The organism is Lachnoclostridium sp. (assembly GCF_031997925.1).
In the GTDB taxonomy this organism is placed as follows: domain Bacteria; phylum Bacillota; class Clostridia; order Lachnospirales; family Lachnospiraceae; genus Lachnoclostridium.
The window spans coordinates 19,135-21,768 of sequence record NZ_DAMADT010000025.1 but is presented as its reverse complement, the minus strand read 5'-3'; the positions used below and the strand labels follow the sequence as shown (position 1 = coordinate 21,768).

Below are 2,634 nucleotides of genomic sequence, written 5' to 3'. Positions count from 1 at the left end.
AATTTATTAAATCAATTAACTTCCCAGGAAGGTACTAACTACGGACTTATGGCATCGGCGGTAACACTTGTAATTATTCCTATTCTAATCTTATATATCTTCTTACAGAAATATATCATTAAAGGAATGACTGCAGGTGCGGTCAAAGGTTGATTTTTGTGTTATAATATTAGTGTAGAACTAAACTATATCTGGATTTAGTTCTAGATGATAATTTAGTTCTACATTCTGATTTAGTTCTACATTTTGATTTGGTTCTAGATTATAATTTGGTTCTACACTTTGAGTTAGTTCTAAATAATAATTTCGTTCTACATTTTTGAGATAGTTCTAAATAATAATTTGGTTCTACATTTTAATTTAGTCTAGATTATGATTTAGTTCTACATTCATTGGATGGCTAGCTTTGAAGTTTTTCCTGTTATACATGATGGATATGCTTACTAATTTAGTATATCTCCATGTAAAGTATCATACTATGAATAAGATAAGCTAGTGTGCTAAGATATGAATAACCAGATAATTATTAACCTTAAATACATAAGCGTGAGAACAGGCTGACAGGAGGTTGCCATGTACAAGGTAATTATCATTGATGACGAACCGGTTATCGTAAGGGGATTGTCTCAGACAATACCATGGGAGAAACATAATTGTCAGGTGGTAGGAACTGCATTTAATGGGAAAGACGGACTGGAGTTAATTCGAAACCAAAAGCCAGATATTTTAATTTCTGATATCTGTATGCCCGGTATGGATGGCTTAACCATGATTGCAAGTATAAAATCACAATTTCCAAAGATGCAGATTTGTATCTTAACTGGATTCCGTGATTTTGATTACGCCCAGCGGGCTATTTGTCTTGGTGTTACCCGTTTCTTATTAAAACCATCGAAAATGAATGAATTATTAGATGCACTTGATGTTATGACAACCAATTTATCAAGTTCTGATGTTGAGATAAAAAAAGAAGAAACAATGATATCTGACGAAGAACAGCAAGGCTCACCAGAAGAAAATACCGCCAGCAGCTTTATCGTGAAAAATGCCTTACAATATATTGATGAAAACTACCAACAAAAAATAATGTTATCGGAAGTTGCTGAGCATATCTATGTCAGCCAATGGCATTTAAGTAAATTACTCCACCGACATACTGGACAAAATTTTTCTGAAATTCTTAATAATGTTCGTATTGAAAAGGCAAAAGAATTACTCAATAATCCAGCACTTCGTATCGGTGAGGTAGCCGAAAAAGTTGGCTTCGTTGATATGGCTCATTTTTCAAGAGTATTTAAAAAAATAGTTGGTATTTCTGCAAATGAGTTTCGAAATACAGTATTATCTAAGTAATATACATAACAAAAATATCTCTTCTCTTTCGTGTAGATTGGTAAGATGGACCGCTTCTATCGTCCCTTGCCTGGACAAGAGAGCAAAAAAGCCTTAGAGCTTTCTTGTCGAAAAAAACAGGCTGTGACCCTCTCACAGCTTGTTTTTTTTATTGACGAATAAATACAAAAGTGCTAGAATAATATGGTAGTAACTAAGCGGATATAGTTCAATGGTAGAATATGAGCTTCCCAAGCTTAGGATGCGGGTTCGATTCCCGTTATCCGCTGTAGAAAGATTAAAAGCATCAGCCAGAACGCTGATGCTTATTTTACGTGCCATTAAAAATAAAACTCTGCTTTGACGTGAGGAAACGCCTCACGTCTTTTCTTTTTGATAGAATATGAATGAGTTCTGATTTCAAAAAGGGGATAGGGGATACTGAAATGCTTGGTTAAGACTTGCGTTTGACGATGAATAAGGAATATTTATATTAAAAATAAATATACTGATTAAGGGTGGACATGCTATTACTTAATTCTTGAACTTTGAAGGGTTGTTTCCTTATGTTTTTTGGAAGTTTTATTGTAAATTAATTACTAATAAATACACGTTTTATTAATAATGTTGTACATTGAATTTCTAACGTGTATCCACTAGTATACAAGTATGTAAGCTTAAGCCAGTTTGTCTCGTGAAGTTATTACTATTACCTTAATGCAAACCATTGACACAGTACCCAATGAAGCGTGAAGGTGTAAAAGGAGGTGTTCGTAACCGGAAGAATCAAACAGAAGATGGGATGTCTCACCCAATAAAAGACCGTTTGGCCACGCTGCACGTTAGCAATGAGTCTGAAAAGGGAGAACCCCAACTCCAGAATAAAAGAGGCAGAACATATCATATTAATAGGAGGTAAATTTATATGAAGAAAAGAATTATTTCTTTTCTACTGTGTGCACTGATGGTACTGCAGCTCCTGCCTATCGAGCTTATGCCTAACAGTTCGTCAATCGCCGACGCGGCATCGACAACCGCATACTCCATGGCGTCCGATAGTGATATCCAGAGCAAAGCAGTCGGTACCACATTCGATGGCACCACATGGTTACAGATGTCCGGTAGCCCGACGCTGACCATTATTGACAATGGAGGAGTTAAAGCCATCAGCGTTACCAGCCGTACCTCTGATTGGTATTGCCTGGATTTGAAAAATCTGACCACATTGTCAGATGGATCTAATTACACCATCAAGGTGACCGGCCGTACCGCCGAAGATGCCAAGATGAAACTGTCCCAGAC

The 2,634-nt window shown here is 36.3% G+C and carries 2 protein-coding genes and 1 tRNA gene; all 3 read left to right on the top strand.

Translation table 11 applies throughout. The features are described from left to right. The first annotated feature begins 573 nt into the window (after positions 1-573). On the top strand, positions 574-1,353 hold the full coding sequence (locus RTP52_RS14810) for a response regulator transcription factor (protein ID WP_312100059.1): 780 nt from the start codon (positions 574-576) through the stop codon (positions 1,351-1,353). A 197-nt stretch (positions 1,354-1,550) separates the two neighbouring features. Continuing rightward, positions 1,551-1,621 (top strand) — tRNA-Gly (locus RTP52_RS14805). A gap of 636 nt (positions 1,622-2,257) precedes the next feature. Continuing rightward, a partial coding sequence (locus tag RTP52_RS14800) for a hypothetical protein (protein ID WP_312372211.1) occupies positions 2,258-2,634 on the top strand: 377 nt, incomplete at its 3' end.